Annotated in this window: 2 protein-coding genes; both read left to right on the forward strand. The window is 69.6% G+C overall.

Annotated elements, in window-relative coordinates; all coding sequences use genetic code 11:
• A partial coding sequence (locus tag FF041_RS37375) for a condensation domain-containing protein (protein WP_228388969.1) occupies positions 1-1,271 on the forward strand: 1,271 nt, incomplete at its 5' end.
• A gap of 5 nt (positions 1,272-1,276) precedes the next feature.
• A partial coding sequence (locus FF041_RS37380; RefSeq protein WP_228388971.1) for a condensation domain-containing protein occupies positions 1,277-2,050 on the forward strand: 774 nt, incomplete at its 3' end.

Genomic DNA, 2,050 nt, shown 5'->3' on the forward strand with positions numbered 1-2,050 from the left:
ACATGATCGCCGCTGAATCGCGGGCGGCTCTCGGGAGGCTCGATCCGTCCACCGGGGTGATGGTTCAGATGGTGTGGTTCGACGCCGGGCCGGATACCCAGGGGCGGCTGTTCCTGGCCGTGGATCACCTGGTGGTCGACGGGGTCTCCTGGCGGTTGCTCGCACCGGATCTCGCCGAGGCGTACACGGCGCTCGCCGATGGCCGCGATCCCGTACTCCAGTCCGTTCCCACGTCGTTTCGGCATTGGGCGCGGGGGTTGGCGGGGCAGGCGGTGGGTGTGGAGCGGGTTGCGGAGTTGCCGGGGTGGGTGGAGTTGCTGTCGGGGCCGGATCCGTTGCTGACGGTTCGGGCGGTGGATCCGGTGCGGGATGTCGAGGCGGTGATGCGGCAGGTGTCGGTCCAGGTGTCGTGCGAGGTGACGGCGGAGCTGTTGACGAGTGTGCCGGCGGCGTTCCACGCGGGGGTGGAGGATGTGCTGCTGACCGGGCTGACGGCGGCTGTCGCGGAGTGGCGGCGCGGTCAGGGCCGGTCGGTGCCCGGGATCCTGGTGGACCTGGAGGGGCATGGCCGGGTCCCCCTGACGGACGGCGAGGACCTGTCGCGGACGGTGGGCTGGTTCACGAGCAGCCATCCGGTACGCCTGAGGCTGGGCACCACCGACTTCGCGGGACTGCGCCGGGGCGGAGCCACCGCGGGCCGGGCGGTGAAACGGATCAAGGAACAGCTGCGCGCGGTCCCCGGCGACGGACTCGGCTACGGCCTGCTGCGCTATCTCAACCCGGACACCGCGCCCCGGCTCGCCGCACTCCCCACTGCACAGATCGGCTTCAACTACCTCGGCCGGTTCGCGGCTTCGAAACTCGCCGATGAAGCGGGTCCCGAGACGGCCGGCGCGCAGGGCCCGTCGAAGGAAGCGGGCGGACCTCCCGCGGACCGGTTGAAGGACTGGCAGTCGGCGGGCGAGGGCGGCGCCGACACAGACACCCAGGTTCCCGTCATGCACGCCCTGGAGATCATGGCCGTGGTCCACGATCTGCCCGAAGGCCCACAGCTCTCGCTGAGCGTGTTCTGGCCTCAGGAGCTGCTGACCGAGCCTTCGGTTCAGGTCCTGATCGACAGCTGGGTGGCCATGCTCACCGGCCTGGTCACCCACACCTCCGGCTCCGGCGGCGGTGGGCACACCCCGTCCGACTTCCCGCTCGTGGAGGTCAGCCAGGACGAGCTGGACGAGTTCGAAGCGGCAGCGAAGTACATCGAAGAGGGGGAATGAGAGACATGGGCGAGTCCGCTCTGGTCGGAGTATGGCCGCTGTCACCGTTGCAGGAAGGGATGCTCTTCCACGCGGTGTACGACGAGCACGCCACCGACGTCTATGTGGAGCAGATGGATCTGGGTCTCGAAGGGCCCCTGGATCCGGCGGTGCTGCGTGCGTCGTGGCAGGCGCTGCTGGATCGGCACGAGAGTCTGCGGGCCGGTTTCCGGCTTCGCAGCTCGGGAGCGCCGGTCCAGCTGGTCCGGCGGCGTGTGGTGCTGCCGTGGCAGGAAGTGGATCTGTCCCATCTGCCGGAGGACGAGATGCCGGCCCGGGTGGAGCGGCTGGGCGCGGCGGAGCAGGCCCGCCGGTTCGACCTGGCGGACCCGCCGCTGATCAGGATCCTTCTGGTGAAGGTGGGCGAGAATCTCCACCGCATGGTGGTGACGATGCATCACATCGTGTTGGACGGGTGGTCGCTGCCGATTCTGATGCAGGAGCTGTGGTCGGCGTACGAGGCTGGGGGCAGCGCCGCCGGTCTGCCCGAGGTGACTCCGTACAGCGACTACCTGAAGTGGCTCGCCCGCCAGGACAAAGAGGAGGCCCGGGACGCCTGGCGCGAGGCGCTGGACGGCGCCGATGAGCCCACGCTCATCGCACCGGTCGAACGGGACGCCGCCCCGGTTCACTGCCAGGTCGTGTATGCGACGGCGGATGCGGCGCTGGACGAGGGGTTGCGGGATCTGGTCCAGGCCCATGGTCTGACCCTGAACACGGTGGTGCAGGGTGCGTGGGGT

It is taken from the genome of Streptomyces jumonjinensis, from assembly GCF_009600885.1.
Classification (GTDB): Bacteria; Actinomycetota; Actinomycetes; order Streptomycetales; family Streptomycetaceae; genus Streptomyces; species Streptomyces jumonjinensis.